17 protein-coding genes are annotated in these 16,913 nt (G+C 63.9%); 10 read left to right on the top strand and 7 right to left on the bottom strand.

Features of this window, described 5'->3' with window-relative positions; all coding sequences use genetic code 11:
* The first annotated feature begins 10 nt into the window (after nucleotides 1-10).
* The 7 genes from OCX61_RS10090 to OCX61_RS10060 all read left to right on the top strand — a co-directional run bounded on the left by OCX61_RS10090 (nucleotide 11) and on the right by OCX61_RS10060 (nucleotide 6,162).
* Nucleotides 11-496, top strand: a complete 486-nt coding sequence (locus OCX61_RS10090) for a flavin reductase family protein (RefSeq protein ID WP_261943655.1) — start codon at nucleotides 11-13, stop codon at nucleotides 494-496.
* A 306-nt stretch (nucleotides 497-802) separates the two neighbouring features.
* A complete protein-coding gene (locus tag OCX61_RS10085; protein ID WP_060478414.1) occupies nucleotides 803-1,192 on the top strand; it encodes a carboxymuconolactone decarboxylase family protein in 390 nt (129 codons plus the stop codon).
* 90 nt (nucleotides 1,193-1,282) lie between these two features.
* Complete coding sequence (locus OCX61_RS10080) at nucleotides 1,283-2,035, top strand: GntR family transcriptional regulator (protein WP_261943654.1); 753 nt, start codon at nucleotides 1,283-1,285, stop codon at nucleotides 2,033-2,035.
* 1 nt (nucleotide 2,036) lies between these two features.
* Nucleotides 2,037-2,600 carry an NUDIX hydrolase gene (locus OCX61_RS10075; RefSeq protein WP_261943653.1) on the top strand — a complete coding sequence of 188 codons (564 nt, stop codon included), beginning with the start codon at nucleotides 2,037-2,039 and terminating at the stop codon, nucleotides 2,598-2,600.
* A gap of 109 nt (nucleotides 2,601-2,709) precedes the next feature.
* Nucleotides 2,710-3,162 carry a hypothetical protein gene (locus tag OCX61_RS10070; RefSeq protein WP_261943652.1) on the top strand — a complete coding sequence of 151 codons (453 nt, stop codon included), beginning with the start codon at nucleotides 2,710-2,712 and terminating at the stop codon, nucleotides 3,160-3,162.
* Nucleotides 3,092-3,892: a M12 family metallo-peptidase gene (locus OCX61_RS10065; RefSeq protein WP_261943651.1), complete on the top strand. Its 801-nt coding sequence runs from the start codon at nucleotides 3,092-3,094 to the stop codon at nucleotides 3,890-3,892. Before OCX61_RS10070 ends, OCX61_RS10065 begins: the two co-directional genes overlap by 71 nt.
* A 101-nt stretch (nucleotides 3,893-3,993) precedes the next feature.
* The gene (locus OCX61_RS10060; RefSeq protein ID WP_261943650.1) at nucleotides 3,994-6,162 is read left to right on the top strand and encodes a GAF domain-containing hybrid sensor histidine kinase/response regulator; all 2,169 of its coding nucleotides are present in this window, start codon (nucleotides 3,994-3,996) and stop codon (nucleotides 6,160-6,162) included.
* A 6-nt stretch (nucleotides 6,163-6,168) separates the two neighbouring features.
* Here the strand turns inward: OCX61_RS10060 and OCX61_RS10055 are convergent, their stop codons facing one another.
* Complete coding sequence (locus OCX61_RS10055; RefSeq protein ID WP_261943649.1) at nucleotides 6,169-6,783, bottom strand: LysE family translocator; 615 nt, start codon at nucleotides 6,781-6,783, stop codon at nucleotides 6,169-6,171.
* A 111-nt stretch (nucleotides 6,784-6,894) separates the two neighbouring features.
* Between OCX61_RS10055 and OCX61_RS10050 the strand changes: the two genes are divergently transcribed.
* Both OCX61_RS10050 and OCX61_RS10045 read left to right on the top strand, forming a co-directional pair.
* Nucleotides 6,895-7,347 carry an Lrp/AsnC family transcriptional regulator gene (locus OCX61_RS10050; protein ID WP_261943648.1) on the top strand — a complete coding sequence of 151 codons (453 nt, stop codon included), beginning with the start codon at nucleotides 6,895-6,897 and terminating at the stop codon, nucleotides 7,345-7,347.
* 414 nt (nucleotides 7,348-7,761) lie between these two features.
* A complete protein-coding gene (locus OCX61_RS10045; RefSeq protein WP_261943647.1) occupies nucleotides 7,762-9,174 on the top strand; it encodes a purine-cytosine permease family protein in 1,413 nt (470 codons plus the stop codon).
* A gap of 126 nt (nucleotides 9,175-9,300) precedes the next feature.
* Here OCX61_RS10045 and OCX61_RS10040 read toward each other — a convergent pair whose 3' ends face one another.
* The 5 genes from OCX61_RS10040 to glnT form a co-directional block, all read right to left on the bottom strand.
* The gene (locus tag OCX61_RS10040) at nucleotides 9,301-10,605 is read right to left on the bottom strand and encodes an ammonium transporter (RefSeq protein ID WP_261943646.1); all 1,305 of its coding nucleotides are present in this window, start codon (nucleotides 10,603-10,605) and stop codon (nucleotides 9,301-9,303) included.
* A 186-nt stretch (nucleotides 10,606-10,791) separates the two neighbouring features.
* Nucleotides 10,792-12,117, bottom strand: coding sequence for an FMN-binding glutamate synthase family protein (locus tag OCX61_RS10035; protein ID WP_261943645.1), 1,326 nt, complete (start codon nucleotides 12,115-12,117; stop codon nucleotides 10,792-10,794).
* 15 nt (nucleotides 12,118-12,132) lie between these two features.
* A complete protein-coding gene (locus OCX61_RS10030; protein ID WP_261943644.1) occupies nucleotides 12,133-12,807 on the bottom strand; it encodes a GltB/FmdC/FwdC-like GXGXG domain-containing protein in 675 nt (224 codons plus the stop codon).
* Between the two features lie 25 nt (nucleotides 12,808-12,832).
* On the bottom strand, nucleotides 12,833-13,738 hold the full coding sequence (locus tag OCX61_RS10025) for a class II glutamine amidotransferase (RefSeq protein WP_261943643.1): 906 nt from the start codon (nucleotides 13,736-13,738) through the stop codon (nucleotides 12,833-12,835).
* A gap of 66 nt (nucleotides 13,739-13,804) precedes the next feature.
* The gene (glnT, locus tag OCX61_RS10020; protein WP_261943642.1) at nucleotides 13,805-15,139 is read right to left on the bottom strand and encodes a type III glutamate--ammonia ligase; all 1,335 of its coding nucleotides are present in this window, start codon (nucleotides 15,137-15,139) and stop codon (nucleotides 13,805-13,807) included.
* Between the two features lie 346 nt (nucleotides 15,140-15,485).
* On the opposite strand from glnT, the gene OCX61_RS10015 reads away from it, so the two are divergent.
* On the top strand, nucleotides 15,486-16,079 hold the full coding sequence (locus OCX61_RS10015; RefSeq protein ID WP_261943641.1) for a helix-turn-helix domain-containing protein: 594 nt from the start codon (nucleotides 15,486-15,488) through the stop codon (nucleotides 16,077-16,079).
* Nucleotides 16,080-16,189: 110 nt separating this feature from the next.
* Here the strand turns inward: OCX61_RS10015 and OCX61_RS10010 are convergent, their stop codons facing one another.
* A complete protein-coding gene (locus OCX61_RS10010) occupies nucleotides 16,190-16,894 on the bottom strand; it encodes an NrtR DNA-binding winged helix domain-containing protein (protein WP_261943640.1) in 705 nt (234 codons plus the stop codon).
* Between the last annotated feature and the right edge of the window lie 19 nt (nucleotides 16,895-16,913).

The following is a 16,913-nucleotide window of genomic DNA, read 5'->3' as shown; positions in this document are numbered from 1 at the left end:
GTAGCACGAGATGATCGAACCAGGCATCTACAAAGACGTGATGGGCTCGTTCCCGTCCGGCGTCACCGTGGTCACCACCCTGGACGCCGACGGCGGCATCGTCGGCATCACCGCCAGCGCGTTCAGCGCGCTGTCGATCGACCCGGCGCTGGTGCTGTTTTGCCCCAACTATGCGTCGGACACCTACCCGATCTTGCGTGACAGCAAGCAATTCGCCATTCACCTGCTGTCCGCCGACCAGACCGCCGAGGCCTATGCCTTCGCTGGCAAGGGCAAGGACAAGGCCAAAGGCGTCGAGTGGCACCTGAGCGAGCTGGGCAACCCGCTGCTGGCCAGGGCCACGGCGATCATCGAGTGCGAACTGTGGCGCGAATACGACGGCGGTGACCACGCGATCATCGTCGGCGCGGTGAAGAACCTGGTGCTGCCGGCCGAGCCGGTGACGCCGATGGTCTACCACAAAGGCAAACTGGGCGCCCTGCCGCCGCTGGGCTGACTTGAGACCGCCGGGGCTGCTTTGCAGCCCTTTCGCCGGCAAGCGCGGCTCCCACAGGAATTCCGCAGACTGCTGGTCCTGTGCTGTACCTGTGGCTCCTGCGGGAATTCCACAGACTTATGGCCCTGTGCTGTACCTGTGGCTCCTGCGGGAATTCCACAGACTTATAGCCCTGTGCTGTACCTGTGGGAGCCGCGCTTGCCGGCGATGGGCCGCACAGCGGCCCCCGTTTCACCCCTTTTTCAGGGGCCGCGCTAATCGTCTCACCCTCGGTTGCGGTCCCTGTTTTATTCCGGAGTACTGCGCATGAGCAACGAAAAGTACGAGAAAGGCCTGCAGATCCGCACCCAGGTGCTGGGCGAGGAATACGTCAACCGCTCGATCCAGAACGCCGACGCGTTCACCCAGCCGCTGCAGGAGCTGGTCACCGAGTATTGCTGGGGCCACGTCTGGGGCCGCGAAGGCCTCTCGCTGAAAGAGCGCAGCATGATAAACTTGGCCATGATTTCCGCGCTCAACCGGCCCCACGAGCTCAAGCTGCATATTCGCGGCGCATTGCGTAATGGCCTGAGCCGTGAACAGATTCGCGAGATCCTGCTCCAGGTCGGCATTTATTGCGGCGTGCCCGCGGCGGTGGACAGCTTCCGCCTGGCCCGCGAAGCGTTCGCTGAAGCCGATGCGGAGTCAACCCGTTAACAGCGGGCTGTTCGAACCCACGCAAGGAGCACCCGAGGTTCGTGGTGCTATTGCAGTTGTGGCCGGGCAGCCTCATTCAGAGCGCACTTGATGAAACGCCAGCCCCTCGACGACAGCTTCAAGGTCAACCGCAACCCCGTTACCCTGCGCGAAATCGTGCTCGACAAGCTGCGCGGCGCGATCATGAACTTCCATCTGCTGCCGGGTGACCGCCTGGTCGAACGCGACCTCTGCGACCGCCTTGGCGTCAGCCGCACCTCGGTGCGTGAGGCCCTGCGCCACCTGGAATCCGAAGGCCTGGTGGAATTCGCCGACGCCAAGGGCCCGCGCGTGGCCATCATCACCCTGGAAGACGCCCGCGACATCTACGAGCTGCGCTGCGTGCTCGAAGGCCTGATCGTGCAGCTGTTCACCCTCAACGCCAAGGCCAAGGACATCCGCGCCCTGGAACGCGCGCTGGAGGTCAACCGCGAAGCCCTCGAAGAAGGCGAACTGCAACAGGTGCTGGACTCGGTGCAAGGCTTCTACGACGTGCTCCTGGAAGGCTCCGGCAACCAGGTCGCGGCCCAGCAACTGCGCCAGCTGCAGGCCCGCATCAGCTACCTGCGCGCCACCTCGGTGTCGCAGGAAAACCGCCGTGGCGCCAGCAACCGCGAGATGGAGAAGATCGTCGAGGCCATCAAGAGTGGCGACCCGCTGGTGGCTCATCAGGCTTCGGTCGATCACGTGCGCGCCGCTGCCAAGGTAGCCCTGGAGTACCTGCGCCAGAAGCAGGACGACAACACCAAGGTGCGCGACATCGTCGAGCCCTTGGCCCTGAAGGAACCTCGAATAGGCCGCTGACATGCCCAACGCCCCGCGCTACTGCCCGCACTGCACCACGGAACTGGCCCGGGGCGTTCCCACAGGCGATACCCACGAACGCCTGCACTGCACCGGCTGCGGCTACATCCATTACATCAACCCGAAGATCATCGCCGGCTGCATCATCGAGCGTGACGGCAAGTACCTGCTGTGCCAGCGCGCCATCCCGCCGCGCCCCGGCACCTGGACCTTGCCGGCCGGGTTCATGGAAGCCGGCGAGACCACCGAGCAGGCGGCCTTGCGCGAGGTGTGGGAAGAAAGCGGCGTGCGCGCCGACATCGTCTCGCCCTATTCGATCTTCAGCGTGCCGAAGATAAGCGAGGTGTACATCATCTTCCGCGCCATCGCCACCGAGGAGACCGGGCAGTACGGGCCGGAGACACTGGCGTACAAGTTCTTCGAACCCGACGAAATTCCCTGGAATGAGATCTACTACCCGGCGATTCGGCAGATTCTCGAGCGCTACATCCTCGAGCGCCAGGCCGGGGTGTATGGCATCTATATGGGGAACGATGACAGTGGCAAGGTGCACTTCATTCGCTGAGCCATCCGCTGCCTACCTGGTAGATTTGCCAGGTTTCAACGCCACACGCCCTGCGTAGAGTTCCCTGTATCCGCCGTGCCTTCGCCGGCACGACAGCAGGGATCTCACCATGGGCAAATGGATAATACCTATTGGCTTGCTGGCACTCGCGATCGCACACGGGTTGATCGAGCAACTGGACATACCCGTCCTCACGGCAGAGCCTGCCGAGAATCGGTCACGGGCCGCCTGGGTCGACAGGCAATGGTCGGTGCGGGTCGACAAGCTCGCCCCCACGACTGAACGGTTGAAGCTGAAGATTGCTGGGATGGAGCGTCTCCAGGCGCACAAACAACGAGCAAGCACACTTGATGACGGTACGCTGGTCTGGCAGGGCGCTTTGAGTGGCAACGGTGTACCTCCCGCGGCAGGCACCTCGAAGGCGGCGACCAACACGATCCTGCTGATCAGCAACGACCGCGGCATGACCGGGACATTGCGCTGGGAGGGCCATGTCTATCGGATTTACCAGAGGCAGGCAAACCGTACTGGAAGAAGTCAATCCATCGAAACTGCCACCTGACCATGAGCCAACAGACGCACTGGGTGCGTCGGCCTGCCCTCCCCAAGGCACAACCGGGGGCCTGCAACCCGGCGTTACCACTATTCGTGTGCTGGTGGTTGCAGGCAAGAAAGCGGCCGCAGCCCATGAAGACATCGAGGCGCTGGCGCAGTTGGCCATCGAAGAGGGCAACCAGACGCTCGACCTGAGTGCTATCGGATTGTCGTTCCAACTGGCAGGGTTCGAGCTGCTGGACTACGTGGAGGCCGGTCAGGGCAACAGCTTGGAGATGTTGCGGCTCTGGAGAAAGGACGATGGCCATATGGATGAAGTACACCCGCGGCGTGACGCGCTTGCCGCAGATGCAGTGGTGCAGCTTGTCGATACCACCCATCCGGACAGTTGTGGAGTAGCAGCAGGAATGACCGAAGACAAGGCGTTCGCTGTCGTGAACATGGCGTGCATAGGGGTGTCACGCTACACGTTTGCCCATGAAATCGGCCACATCATAGGGGCAGCGCATGATGGTGGCGGTGGCCCGTTCGCCTATGGCCATGGCTACGCCCATGAGCCGGCAGAGAGTTCAAAATTGTATACCGTCATGGCCGCTGGCAGACCGGGTATCGTCCGGCTGCCTTATTGGTCAGACCCACAGCGTGAGGTGGACGGCATTCGCTTGGGGGACAAAGAAACCGCCGATAACCGCCGTTTGCTTGAAGAGCGCAAAGGCATCGTGGCGGGATTTCGCTGACAGCTCGCCACTCGCCTGGCAGACCACCACAAAACACTCGCAAATCACGCCATCTCAGTGCATCTTTTGAGCATCTCAAGCAAAAGGATCGGCACCCGGGCATGCTGAAATGGCTAGACGGCGGCGGCTTGATGGCCGAGCGCATCCGCAACCACAACTGGACGCGTACCAGCCTCGGACCGCTCGAGGCCTGGCCAGATGCGCTCAAGACCACCGTGGCGCTGTGCCTGGCCTCGCGCTTCCCACAGGCCGTGCTGTGGGGGCCCGACCTGATTACCCTGCACAACGACGCTTTCTTGCCGATCCTCGGTCAGAAACCCATGGCCTTGGGCACCCCTTTTCGCGAGGTCTGGCAAGAAGCGTGGACCAGCATCAGCAGCATGGCCGAGCGTGCGCTGGCCGGCGAAGCGGTGTACATCGAAGACTTCCCGCTGACCATCGACCGCAATGGCGGCCCCGAGAAGGCCTACTTCACCTTCTGCTACAGCCCGATTCGCGACCACGATGGCCAGGTGCTGGGTATGCTAGACACGGTCACCGAAACCACCGCCAGCGTGCTCACCAACCAGCGCCTGAACTTTCTCGACACCCTCGGGCGCGCCGTGACCGAGGCCACCGACCCCGACCAGATCATGGCCATCACCACGGGCATGCTGGTCGACCATCTTGGCCTGTCCAGCTGCGCCTATGCGGTGATGGACCCGGACCAGGACGGTTTCACCATTTGCGGCGATGCGGTAGCACCCGGCTCACCCCGCCTGGTGGGCCACTACCACCTGCATGACTTCGGCCGCCTGGCGGTCAGCCGGCTGCGCAGCGGCCTGGCCCTGGTGATAAATGACAACCTGCGCGAACTGGCCGCTGAGGAGGCAGCGACATTTCAGGCCATCGGCATTACCGCCACCATCTGCATGCCGCTGATCAAAGGTGGCAGGCTGACCGCGCTGATGGCCATCCACGACCGCGTACCACGGGTATGGACCGGCGATGAACAAGCGCTGATCAGCGACGTGACCGAACGTTGCTGGGCACATATCCAGCGGGTTCAAGCCAATGCCGAAGTGCGCGAGGCAATGGCAGCACTGGAAGCACTCAACGCTCACCTGGAACACAGGGTCGAAGAGCGCACCACCCAGCTGTTGCACACCGAAGCCGTGCTGCGCCAGACCCAGAAACTCGAAGCCATTGGCCAGTTGACCGGCGGCGTGGCCCACGACTTCAACAACCTGCTGACCATCATCCGTTCGTCGCTGCATTTCCTGCAGCGCCCCAACCTCGATGACAAGCAGCGCGCACGTTATCTCAAGACCATGGCCGACTCGGTCGACCGCGGCGCCAAGCTGACCGGCCAGCTGCTCGCCTTCGCCCGGCGCCAGGCCCTCTGCCCGCAGGTGTTCGAAGCCGGCCCACGACTGGAAGCCATGGCCGACATGCTCGATACCGTCACGGGGGCGCGGGTCCAGGTGGAGCTTGAACTGCCTCAAGCGCCCTGCCATATCCGCGCCGACCTCAGCCAGCTGGAAACGGCGGTGATCAACCTGATGCTCAACGGCCGCGATGCCATGGCCGGCGAAGGCACCCTGCGCCTGCGCCTGCAGGCCGACCAGCACATGCCCGGGCAGCCCGGGGTATTTGCCGCCATCTCGGTGACCGACAGCGGTGTCGGCATCGCCCCCGAGTTGCTGGAGCGCATCTTCGACCCCTTCTTCACCACCAAGGCACCTGGCGAGGGGACCGGCCTGGGCTTGTCGCAGGTGTTCGGTTTCGCCAAGCAGTCGGGTGGCGACGTCAAGGTCAACAGCGTACAGGGCCAGGGCACCCGTTTTACCCTGTACCTGCCGCAGGAGACCGCGCCAGCCGCGGCGCCAGCGAGCCACACCGATGACAACACGCACGCCCAGCCCGTTGGCGCGCGGCGGCGCATCCTGGTGGTCGAAGACAACCCTGATGTCGGCAGCTTCACCGCGCAGATTCTCCAGGACCACGGCTACCGCATCAGCTGGGCCAGCTCGGCCGAGGAAGCCCTGACCCAGCTGAACGACCCAAGCGGGCATTTCGATGCGGTGTTTTCCGATGTGGTCACGCCGGGGATGGGCGGCTTGGCGCTGGCCAGGCAACTGCGCCGCCAGCGGCCACAGTTGCCGGTGATCCTGACATCAGGCTACAGCGAGGCGATCGCCGAAGGTGGCCATCAAGGGTTTGCGTTCCTGGCCAAGCCCTATTCGGCGGAACAGGTGTGCCAGATGCTCGGCAAGGTGCTGGGTGACTGACAGGGCTCAGTTCAACTGCCCGTAGATCAGCCCGAGCGCCACCGAGATCATGGCCATCCCCGACACCCGCCCGACCAGCCTCGCCGCCTGCGGGCGGGTGCTCAGCACGGCTTTGGCGCCATAGCCGACCAAGGTGTAGATCACCAGCGAGCTGCACAGGTGCACCGCGCCAAGCAGCAGGATCTGCACCGGCATCGGCCAGTTCGAGGTCGGGTCGGTGAATTGCGGCAGCAAAGCCAGGAACAGCAGGAACACCTTGGGGTTCAGCCCGCTCACGCAAAAGCCCTTGAACGCCCAGCGCGGGCCAGACTCCTGCACACCGGCCTGCCCCGCCTCCGGCACCGCCGGGCTCAGCAGCAGGTTGCCACCCAGCCACAGCAAGTACACGCAGCCGGCGACGGTCAACAGGGTCAAGGCCAACGGATGCCCGGCCAGCAGGCTGCCCACCCCCGCCGCCACTATCAGGGTCGCGAGAAAATGCCCCGACAGCATGCCCATCACTGCAGGCATCACCCAGCGCCCGCGCATGCCTGCCGAAATGGCATAGGCCCAGTCGGCGCCGGGGGTGATCACGAACAACAACGACACGGCCCAGAACGCCGTCAGCACACTGATCGCCACTTGAGTCTTCCTTTCACACAGTTTGGGGGTGAAGAAAGCCTACGGATTCCACCGAGGGATTTTCTTTCGTATATTTCCCGCCAAACCCCTGATGCTGGAAGATTCTTCTCAATGGACCGAACAGACCGAAAGATCCTTGCCGAGCTGCAAAAAGACGGTCGTCTCTCGGTGACCGAACTGGCCGATCGCGTCGGCCTCAGCCTGTCGCCCTGCCATCGCCGGCTGAAGGCGCTGGAAGAGTCCGGCGCCATCCTCGGCTACCACGCACGGCTGGCGCCCAGCGCCTTGGGGCTGAACTTTGCCGCGTTGATATTCGTGACCCTGCGCGAGGTGACCCGCCAGCCCGTGGCGGATTTCGAGGCGGCGCTGGCGGAGATACCGCAGATCGTCGAGGCGCAGCGCTTGTTTGGCGACCCCGATTACCTGCTGCATGTGGTGGCCAAGGACTTGCCGGCGTTCCAGAAGCTGTATGACGAGCAGTTGACCAGCATTCCCAATGTGAAGCGGCTGAGTTCGACCTTGGTCATGAAAGAGGTGATTCAGGACCGGCTGTTGCCGATGTAGCATTTTTCTCTTGTGCCGGCCTCTTCGCGGGTAAACCCGCTCCCACAAGGACAACGCTGACTCGCAGGTTTTCGATGTACCTGTGGGAGCGGGTGTACCCGCGAAGAAGCCGGCACAGGCAGCCTTTACACCTGCCCTGTCAACGCGCACTGTGCACCACGACAGCCCACCCCTTGCACCGACGAACAGCGCAGCCCCCTCTATTCCAAGCCCTCCAGCCAGCTGGCACCCTCCTTGCTACCGTCCACCGCTTAAGCTTTTGTCAGCCTTAGGTTTTTTAAGGTTTATGGGCACATATTTACTAATTTCTCGTTATCTCCGCGCCCCGCATCATCGCTCCAACAAGAACGCGTCGCCCTTCGCCGGCACGCATCCGGGCAACACCCGATGCCCCACCTTGCCTTGGAGTCAGTCATGACCAGTGCAGCCAATTCGGCACCCCTCATAGAAAAACACACGATCGGCTACGTACCGCCGGAAGACCGCCATGGAAAGGTAAGGGATCTGTTCACACTGTGGTTCGGCGGCAATATCGCGCCGCTGCCCATCGTCACCGGCGCGCTGGGCGTGCAGCTGTTTCACCTGAACCTGGTGTGGGGCATCGTCGCCATCCTGGTCGGCCACCTGGTCGGCGGCGTGCTGATGGCGCTGCACTCGGCCCAGGGCCCGCAGATGGGCATCCCGCAGATGATCCAGAGCCGCGCCCAGTTCGGCACCCTTGGCGCCTTGCTGGTGGTGGTGATCGCCGGGGTGATGTACATCGGCTTCTTCGCCTCCAACATCGTCCTGGCCGGCAAGTCGCTGCATGGCGTGGTCGAAGCCGTACCGGTGCCGGTGGGTATCGTCATCGGTGCGTTGGGGTCGGGCATCATCGGCATCATCGGCTATCGTTTCATCCACGTGCTCAACCGCATCGGCACCTGGGTGCTGGGGATCGGCATCGTGGTCGGCTTTGGCTACATCTTCAGCCATGTGCAAAGTGACGACTTCCTCACCCGTGGCGGCTTCAACCTGGCCGGCTGGCTGGCCACCGTGTCGCTGGCAGCGCTGTGGCAGATCGCCTTCGCCCCGTACGTGTCGGACTACTCGCGCTACCTGCCGGCTGACGTGAAAGTCAGCTCGACCTTCTGGACCACCTACCTGGGTTCGGCCCTGGGTTCGAGCCTGTCGTTCATCTTCGGCGCCGTGGCGGTGCTGGCGATCCCGGCTGGCGTGGACACCATGGACGCGGTCAAGCTCGCGACCGGCACCCTGGGCCCGGTGATGCTGGTGCTGTTCCTGCTCAGCGTGATCAGCCACAACGCCCTCAACCTGTATGGTGCGGTGCTGTCGATCATCACCCTGGTGCAGACCTTCGCCTACCGCTGGATCCCCACTGCCAAAAGCCGTGCGGTGCTATCGCTGATCGTGCTGGCCGCCTGCTGCGTGGTGGCGGTGTTCGCCTCGGCCGACTTCATCGGCCACTTCGTCGACATGGTGCTGGTGCTGCTGGTGGTGCTGGTGCCGTGGACGGCGATCAACCTGATCGACTTCTATGCCATCCACAAGGGCGACTACGACATCCAGTCGATCTTCAAGGTCGATGGCGGGATCTACGGCCGATACAACCCGCAGGCGCTGATTGCCTATGCGGTGGGCATCGTGGTGCAGATTCCGTTCATGAACACCCCGCTGTACGTCGGGCCGATCTCCGAGCACATCAACGGCGCTGACCTGTCGTGGCTGGTGGGCCTGGCAATCACTTCGCCGCTGTACTGGTGGCTGGCTTCGCGTGACAGTGCCTACCGCCGTCGGCAGAACAGTGCCAAGTTGGCCATGGGGCACTGATTAAACCTGTCCCGGCCTCTTCGCGGGTAAACCCGCTCCCACTGGTACTGCACAAGTTCAAGCATCTGTGCGATTTCTTTGGGAGCGGGTTCACCCGCGAAGAGGCAAGCACAGGCGACACATTTGTCAGAGGTTGTAAGCCCGCTCATTGTGCTCGGCCAGGTCCAGCCCCTGCTCTTCCTCTTCCCGGCTGGCCCGCAGCCCCACGGTCAGCTTGATGGCCCCAAGAATCGCCCAGCTCACCACAAAGCAATAGACGAAGGTGAACGCCACGCCCTTGAGCTGCACCAAAGCCTGCCCGATCGGTGAAGCCCCTTCCACGTAGCCCCCCAGCGACGGCGCGGCAAACACCCCGGTCAACACCGCCCCGACCATGCCGCCAACCCCATGCAGCCCGAATACATCGAGGCTGTCGTCATAGCCCAGCGCCTGCTTCAACCGGGTTACGGCGAAGAAGCAGATCGCCCCGGTCAGCAAGCCGATGACCACCGCACCCAAGGGCCCCACAAACGCACAGGCCGGCGTGATACCTACCAGCCCGGCCAAGGCCCCCGATGCGGCCCCCAGCGCAGTAGGCCGGCCATGCATGACTTTCTCGGTCAGCAACCAGCCAACAATGCCGGCGCACGCCGCCACCATGGTCGCCAGCATCACCACCCCTGCCCCTTCGTTGGCCGCAAGCCCCGAACCTACGTTGAAGCCGAACCAGCCGACCCACAGCAGCCCCGCACCCACCAGGGTGAAACCGAGGTTGTGTGGCGGCATCGCCACCTGCGGGTAGCCTTTGCGCCTGCCCAGCATCAACGCAGCCGCCAGCGCAGCCACACCGGAGTTGATGTGCACGGCAGTGCCGCCGGCAAAGTCCAGCACCCCCCAGTTGACCATCAGCGCCCCCGGCCCACCCCACACCATATGGGCGATCGGCGCGTACACCAGGACGAACCAGGCCGCCATGAACAGCAGCGAGGCACTGAATTTCATGCGCTCGGCAAAACCGCCGGCGATCAGGGCCGGGGTGATGATGGCAAAGGTCAGCTGAAACACCGCGAACACCCCTTCCGGGATGGTGCCCACCAGGCTGTCGTGGCCGATGTTCAGCATCAGCGCCTTGTCCAGGCCGCCGATGAAGCTGTTCAAGGTCAACTGCCCTTCGACCATGCCGCTGGTATCGACCACCAGGCTGTAGCCGAACAGCACCCAGAGGATGCCGATCACCCCGGCTACGGCGAACAGCTGGGTGAACACCGAGAGGAAGTTCTTGGCCCGCACCATGCCGCCGTAGAACAGCGCCAGGCCTGGGATGCACATCATCAGCACGAACATCGCCGCGCAGATCATCCAGGCGGTGTTGCCGGTATCCAGGGTGGGTTCGGCGGCATGGGCCAGGTTGGCCAAGGCTAACAACATTACAGCGAGGGTGAGGTGCTTCATGGAGTCACTCCTGTGTGAATGAAGAGATGCCCTTGGACCGCGTTGCGGCCCATTCGCGGGCAAGCCCGCTCCCTCAGGGCCACCACAGTTCTCAAGGCCTGTGAGCTTCCTTGTGGGAGCGGCGGTTCGGCGCCCCGACTCGCCCGCGAAGGGCCGCAACGCGGCCCCAATAGCCTGTGAGATGAATCAGTACTGGGCCTGCCCCGGCACCCAGGCGGTGCCAGCCAGCGGCACCCGGGCCATGGCGGCGGCCTCGACGGTCAGCGCCACCAGGTCTTCGGGGTCGAGGTTGTGCAGGTGCGACTTGCCACAGGCACGGGCCATGGTCTGCGCTTCCAGCACCAGCACCCGCAGGTAGTTGGCCAAGCGCCGGCCAGCCTCTTCCGGGTTCAGGCGCTTGGCCAGTTCCGGGTCCTGGGTGGTGATGCCGGCAGGGTCGCGGCCGTTCTGCCAATCGTCGTAGAAGCCGGCGGCCGAGCCGATCTTCTTCAGCTCGCTGTCCAGCCGCGGGTGGTTGTCGCCCAGGGCAATCAGCGCCGCCGTGCCGATGGCTACCGCGTCGGCGCCCAGGGCCATGGCCTTGGCCACGTCGGCGCCGTTGCGGATGCCGCCGGAGACGATCAGTTGCACCTTGCGGTGCATGCCCATCTCCTGCAGCGCCTGTACCGCCTGCGCAATGGCCGGCAGGATCGGGATGCCGACGTGCTCGATGAACACTTCCTGGGTGGCCGCGGTGCCGCCCTGCATGCCGTCGAGCACGATCACGTCGGCACCGGCCTTCACTGCCAGCTTGACGTCGTAGTACGGGCGACTGGCGCCGATCTTCACGTAGATCGGTTTTTCCCAGTCGGTGATTTCGCGGATCTCGGCAATCTTGATCGCCAGGTCGTCCGGGCCGGTCCAGTCCGGGTGGCGGCAGGCGCTGCGCTGGTCGACGCCAATCGGCAAGGTGCGCATGCCGGCTACCCGCTCGGTCACCTTCATGCCCAGCAGCATGCCGCCACCGCCCGGCTTGGCGCCCTGGCCGAGGACGATCTCGATGGCGTCGGCCTTGCGCAGGTCGTCGGGGTTCATGCCGTAGCGCGATGGCAGGTACTGGTACACCAGGTGCTGCGACTGGCCGCGCTCTTCCGGGGTCATGCCGCCGTCGCCGGTGGTGGTGCTGGTGCCGGCAATGGTCGCGCCACGGCCCAGGGCTTCCTTGGCGTTGGCCGACAGCGCGCCGAAGCTCATGCCGGCGATGGTCACCGGGATCTTCAGGTGGATCGGCTTCTTGGCGAAGCGGTTACCCAGCACCACGTCGGTGCCGCACTTTTCGCGGTAGCCTTCCAGCGGGTAGCGCGACACGCTGGCGCCCAGCAGCAGCAGGTCGTCGAAGTGCGGCACACGGCGCTTGGTGCCGCCGCCGCGGATGTCGTAGATGCCGGTTTCGGCGGCACGCTGGATTTCCTGGATGGTCAGGCGATCGAAGGTGGCCGACTCACGCAGTACCGGGGGGAATTGCTCGCTCATGGGAATGCTCCTGGATCAGTACGCGCTGGCGTTGTCGACTTTGAAGTTGTACAGCTGGCGGGCCGAGCCGTAACGTTTGAAATCCGCAGCCTTGTGCGCAAGGCCGGCCTTGTTCAGCAGTTCCTGCAGCTCTTGCAGGTGCTCGGCGCGCATCTCTTTCTCGATGCAATCCGAGCCTAGCGACTGCACCGAACCCTTGACGTAGATGCGCACCTCGTACAGCGAATCGCCCAGTGCATCGCCGGCATCGCCACACACCACCAGGCGCCCGGCCTGGCCCATGAAGCAGCTCATGTGGCCGATGCTACCGCCGACCACGATGTCCACGCCCTTCATCGAAATGCCGCAGCGCGCGCCGGCATCGCCCTCGATCACCAGCAAGCCACCATGGGCGGTGGCGCCGGCAGCCTGGGAGGCACTGCCCTTGACCCGCACCGAGCCGGACATCATGTTCTCGGCCACGCCCACGCCGACGTTGCCGTGCACAGTGACGCTGGCCTGCTGATTCATGCCCGCGCAGTAGTAGCCGGCGTGGCCCTCGATATCCACCGACACGGCGGCGTTGATGCCCACCGCCAGGTTGTGCTTGCCGTCGGGGTGGGTCACCCGCCATTCGCGGTCCTGCACATCGCCATGCAGGGACTGGTTGAGTACGCGCACCGAGGCGCTGGAAAGGTCGATCGTCTTCATGAATGTCTCCAGTGATTCGGTGGGGTCAGGCGCTTTCGCGTTCCCAGACGTACAAGGTGGCCGGCGCCGGCTCCCAGACCTTGGCCTTGTCGATGCCCGGCAGGCTGGCCAGGGCCTGGTACTCGGAGGCCATGGCCACGTAGTCGTCGGTCTCGGCCAGCACGGCCGGTTTGCAGGCAATCGGGTCGCGGATCACGGCAAAGCCGTTGCGGGTGCCGATGGCGAAGGTGAAGAAGCCGTCCAGGTCTTCCAGCGCGCCATCCAGGGCCTGGGCCAGGGTGTCACCCTGTTGCAGGCGCCAGGTCAGGTAACCGGCCGCCACTTCGGTGTCGTTGTCGGTTTCGAAGCTGATGCCTTCGCGCTTGAGTGCCTGGCGCAGGCGGAAGTGGTTGGACAGCGAGCCGTTGTGCACCAGGCACAGGTCGGCGCCGGTGGAGAACGGGTGGCTGCCTTCCATGGTCACGGCGCTTTCGGTGGCCATGCGGGTATGGCCGATGATGTGGCTGCCCTTCATGCCGGCCAGGCCGAAGCGGCTGGAGATTTCCGCCGGCAAGCCCATGCCCTTGAGGATTTCGATGCTCTGCCCGGCGCTCATGATGCGCACGTCTGGGGCCAGTTCGCTCAGGGCCTGGCGGGCCGCTGCCTCGCTGGTGTGCACCTTGAGCACGGCGGCGCTGGCGTTCTGGAACCAGTCCAGCGAGCAACCCAGGCGCCCCTCCAACTGGCCCATCAGGGCCGCCCAGGGGTAGTTGATGTCCGTCGCCTGCAGGGTCAGCTTGACCCAGCCATCGGCCACTTCGTCACCGTAGATGGCGAAACCGGCGCTGTCCGGGCCACGGTCGGTCATGGCTTGGAGCATGGGTTCGAAGAGCTTGCCGAGCTGGGCTTCCAGCGCCGGCTTTTTCAGGTACAGACCTACGATTCCACACATGGTGATACTCCTTCTAGGCAGTGGGTAGCCGCTGCGTTTGCCGCTACCCAGGGATAGGGTTGGCGGTCAGAAGAATTCGGTGTAACGCTGGATTTCCCAGTCCGAGACGTGGCGGCTGTACTCCACCCACTCCATGCGCTTGAGCTTGATGAACTCGTCGACGATCTCGGCACCGAGTACCTCGCGGAACAGCGGGTCGGCCTCCAGCGCGTCAGCCGCTTCCTTGAGCGATTGCGGCAAGGTCTTGATGCCGCGTGCGGCGATCTCTTCCAGGCTCAGGTTGTAGAGGTTCTCGTTGCACATCTCGCCCGGTTCCAGCTGGCGATCGATGCCGTCGAGGCCGGCGGCGATGATGGCGGCGGTGACCAGGTACGGGTTGCAGCCAGCGTCTGGCAAGCGAAACTCCAGGCGGCCATAGGGGATGCGCACCATCGCCGAACGGTTGTTGGCGCCATAGGCGACGAAGGCCGGCGCCCAGGTGGCGCCGGACAGCGAGCGGCCGACCACCAGGCGCTTGTACGAGTTGACCGTGGGGGCGGCGAAGGCACACAGCGCGGGGCCGTGGGCCAACAGCCCGGCGGCAAAGTGGTAGGCCAGTTTCGACAGGCCCATGCCGCTGCTGTCGGAAGGGTCGTGGAACAGGTTCTTGTTGGTGCTGCTGGCCAGCGACAGGTGGAAGTGCATGCCATTGCCGGCGCGCTTGGGATCGGGCTTGGGCATGAACGAGCAGATCATCCCTAAGTCGTTGGCGATTTCGCCGGCGGCCATGCGGAAGAAGGTGAAACGGTCGGCCGACTCCAGGGCGTCGCTGTAGGTGTAGTTGATCTCGAACTGGCCGTTGGCGTCTTCGTGGTCGATCTGATAGATGTCGAAGCCGACCGGCTGCAGGGCCTCGGTGAGGCGCTCGAGGAACAGCCGCGAGCGCGACAGGCCCTTGTAGTCGTAGCAGGGTTTGTCGAGGTTGTCGGAGGCGTCCACCAGCTGCAGCTTGCCGCCTTCGTCGCGACGGAACAGGCTGAACTCGGGCTCAAGGCCAGTGTTCAGGGTCCAACCCTTGTCGGCCAGGCGCTGCACCTGCTGCTGCAATACATGGCGGCTGTCGTAGGGCCAGGGCTGGCCGTTGACATGGCCCACGCACACCACCCGGCCATAGCCCGGCTGCCACGGCACCGGGATCAGCGTTGACAGGTCGCCACGGGCCATGAAGTCCGGGCCGTGGGGCTCCATGCCCATGCCGCAGATGGCGAACCCGGCAAAGCCAGCGCCCTCTTCAGCCACCATCTTGAGGCCCGAGACCGGCACCGACTTGGTCTTCGCCGAACCGTGGATATCGACGAACTGCGCCAATACATACTTGATGCCGTACTGGTCGAGGGTGCGCTGGGTTTCTGCTGGCAACATGGGTTGATCACTCCTGGGTGAGGGGCACTAATTCCGCATGGGAAACTTACTTTCCTCATAGGAATGCAACGTGCTTGCCAACTCTGTCCAGGGTGATGGTCTTGTGTGGCCTGTACCGGCCTCTTCGCGGCTAAAGCCGCTCCTACAGGGACCGCGCAAAGCCCTGTAGGAGCGGCTTTAGCCGCGAAGAGGCCCGAACGGGCGACACAAAACCCATGCAGGTTTTTATGCTCTTTTTATGGGAAACTTGTTTTCATCCGAGGAAAGAAGCAGCCCAGGCTGCCGCCTTTCGCACTTTCCCAGTGCGAAATCTTTATTCTTGAACTGAAACCGTGCAGGACACTCGATGCTAACCGAAACCGAACCGCGCCTCCGCCTGGAGCAGTACCTGGGCCTGCAGATCAAGCGCCAGCGTCAGGCCCAGTCACTCAAGCTCGCCGATGTGGCCCGCATCGCCGGCATCAGCCAGGGCATGCTGAGCAAGATCGAGAACGCCCAGGTGTCCACCAGCCTCGATACCCTCAGCCGCCTGTGCGATGTACTGGGCATGCCGATGGCCAAGCTGTTCAGCCAGTATGACCAGCCCGACGGCAATGCCTTGCTGGTCAAGGCCGGCGAAGGGCTGGAGGTGGTACGCCGCGGCACCGAGAAGGGCCATACCTACCATTTGCTCAATCACGCCCGGGGGCCGAAGAAGAACTTCGAGGCGTACATGGTGACCATGGACGACGCCAGCGAGGAATTCCCGACCTTCGCCCACCCGGGTACCGAATTCCTCCATCTGCTGGAGGGTGAACTGGTCTATCGCCACGGCAACCAGCTCTATCGCATGCAGGCCGGCGACAGCCTGACGTTCGATGGCGAAACCCCGCATGGCCCCGAGCAGCTGGTGCAGGTGCCTATTCGCTTGCTGTCGATCATGAACTACGGCGACGAGTGACGCGCGGCTGCAAGGCAATTTCGCGACCTTGGGTTTGGCCTGGGCAATGAGCTCGAGCGCCGCACGCGCGGCGTTCGAACTCACCGTCACAAAACCCTGTCGGCGTGCACCTAACTGCCTTCAGGCAACAGACTGCGGTCAAACATGAACACCCGCTCCCCCTGCGGCGTGTACTGATACAACTGCTGCGGCCGGCCCAGCCTTGGCTGGTTCTTCTCCCCGGTATCGCGCACCCAACCCAGCTCGCGCAGGCGATCCAGGCGCTTGCGCAGCGAGGTGTTGTTCACCGCCTGCCCCAGGCACGCCTGCACCGCCCCCAGCGCATCGAGCACGGTGAACTTCTGCGCCAGCAGGTGCAGCGGCAGGCTGCTGTACACCGTCTTCGCCGCCAACCGCTCCCTGGCTCGCTCGACCAGCAGGTTATGGTCGAACGGCAGCAGCACCTTGCGGTCAATCACGCTGTCCAGGTCAAAAAACGCCAGCTGCTCACCTTCCACCTGCTGCTGCGGGTCAAGCAACGCCAGGTAATAGGTACTCAACGACCAACCACGCGGGTCGCGGAAGGCATTGCCTTCGGTTCCCACCTGTTCGAGGTGGCGCGGCACCACCAGGGCTTTCTCGCGCAAGGCGCGTTCGGCAGCGCCCTCCAGGCTGGTGTCCGGGGTGCGGCCATTGACGATCACGCCAGGCAAGGCCCACTGGCCGGCATGGGGCTCACGCTCACGACGGTGCAACAACACTTGCAGATGCTGGGCATCAGGGGCCAGGCGCAGGGCGACAATATCGACACTGGCCAGGACTTCAACTGTACTCACCGGGGGCTCCTTGTTCATC

The sequence above is a fragment of the Pseudomonas sp. LRP2-20 genome (assembly GCF_024349685.1).
Taxonomy (GTDB): Bacteria; Pseudomonadota; Gammaproteobacteria; order Pseudomonadales; family Pseudomonadaceae; genus Aquipseudomonas.
Note: the sequence above shows the minus strand (reverse complement) of the source record. Positions and strands in the feature narration are given on the sequence as shown.

Coding starts and splice junctions, on each gene's coding strand:
- OCX61_RS10090 (WP_261943655.1), top strand. CDS start 11: ATGATCGAACCAGGCATCTACAAAGACGTGATGGGCTCGTTCCCGTCC.
- OCX61_RS10085 (WP_060478414.1), top strand. CDS start 803: ATGAGCAACGAAAAGTACGAGAAAGGCCTGCAGATCCGCACCCAGGTG.
- OCX61_RS10080 (WP_261943654.1), top strand. CDS start 1,283: ATGAAACGCCAGCCCCTCGACGACAGCTTCAAGGTCAACCGCAACCCC.
- OCX61_RS10075 (WP_261943653.1), top strand. CDS start 2,037: ATGCCCAACGCCCCGCGCTACTGCCCGCACTGCACCACGGAACTGGCC.
- OCX61_RS10070 (WP_261943652.1), top strand. CDS start 2,710: ATGGGCAAATGGATAATACCTATTGGCTTGCTGGCACTCGCGATCGCA.
- OCX61_RS10065 (WP_261943651.1), top strand. CDS start 3,092: ATGTCTATCGGATTTACCAGAGGCAGGCAAACCGTACTGGAAGAAGTC.
- OCX61_RS10060 (WP_261943650.1), top strand. CDS start 3,994: ATGCTGAAATGGCTAGACGGCGGCGGCTTGATGGCCGAGCGCATCCGC.
- OCX61_RS10050 (WP_261943648.1), top strand. CDS start 6,895: ATGGACCGAACAGACCGAAAGATCCTTGCCGAGCTGCAAAAAGACGGT.
- OCX61_RS10045 (WP_261943647.1), top strand. CDS start 7,762: ATGACCAGTGCAGCCAATTCGGCACCCCTCATAGAAAAACACACGATC.
- OCX61_RS10040 (WP_261943646.1), bottom strand. CDS start 10,605: ATGAAGCACCTCACCCTCGCTGTAATGTTGTTAGCCTTGGCCAACCTG.
- OCX61_RS10035 (WP_261943645.1), bottom strand. CDS start 12,117: ATGAGCGAGCAATTCCCCCCGGTACTGCGTGAGTCGGCCACCTTCGAT.
- OCX61_RS10030 (WP_261943644.1), bottom strand. CDS start 12,807: ATGAAGACGATCGACCTTTCCAGCGCCTCGGTGCGCGTACTCAACCAG.
- OCX61_RS10025 (WP_261943643.1), bottom strand. CDS start 13,738: ATGTGTGGAATCGTAGGTCTGTACCTGAAAAAGCCGGCGCTGGAAGCC.
- glnT (WP_261943642.1), bottom strand. CDS start 15,139: ATGTTGCCAGCAGAAACCCAGCGCACCCTCGACCAGTACGGCATCAAG.
- OCX61_RS10015 (WP_261943641.1), top strand. CDS start 15,486: ATGCTAACCGAAACCGAACCGCGCCTCCGCCTGGAGCAGTACCTGGGC.